The organism is Acidovorax sp. KPB24-03 (genome assembly GCF_057546605.1).
Genome location: NZ_BAAJYR010000950.1, coordinates 1 through 560, shown reverse-complemented (window position 1 = coordinate 560; position 560 = coordinate 1). Strand labels below are relative to the sequence as shown.

The 560-nt window shown below is 71.4% G+C and carries 1 protein-coding gene; it reads right to left on the bottom strand.

Translation table 11 applies throughout. The features are described from left to right. On the bottom strand, positions 1–374 hold a 374-nt coding region (locus AC27KI_RS26970; RefSeq protein ID WP_487116980.1), incomplete at its 3' end, for a methylated-DNA--[protein]-cysteine S-methyltransferase. Positions 375–560: the final 186 nt, after the last annotated feature.

Genomic DNA, 560 nt, shown 5'->3' with positions numbered 1-560 from the left:
CCCACGGCGCGCACGGCCAGCGGCCGCTCCAGCAGGCGGCTCAGGGCACCGTAGCTGGTGGTGGCGCCGCAGGGAATGCCCAGCAGCGCCTGCCACACGGCCTGCTGGAACGGCGTGCCGCCCGACAGGTCCAGCGGCAGGTCGAAGCGGGTGCGCCGGCCGTCCAGGTATTCGTGGAACTGGGCCGTGGCCCGCCGCAGCAGCGGGTGGGCGTCGTCCACGGGACAGGCGCCGGGGCCGTCGAGAAACGCCTCGGGCTGGTGGCGCTGGCCGTCGAACCACAGGCCCGACAGGCCCAGCGGCGAGGCGGACAGGCGCACATCGCCCAACGGGGTGGGCGTGCGGCTTTGCACGGTGAGGGGATGGAACTGCATGATCGAATCCAAGGTAAAAAGTGGCTCCAGCACAATGAATGCGCCGGCATATTGCTATGTTTTTGATAGTGATTGCGGGGTGGGCGCCCCCGATGCCGCGGGCGTGCTCCCCAGCGTCCACGCCCGGATCACCGCATAGCTGCGCCACGGCCGCCACGCGTGCGACGCGGCCGTGGGCCGCCTGGG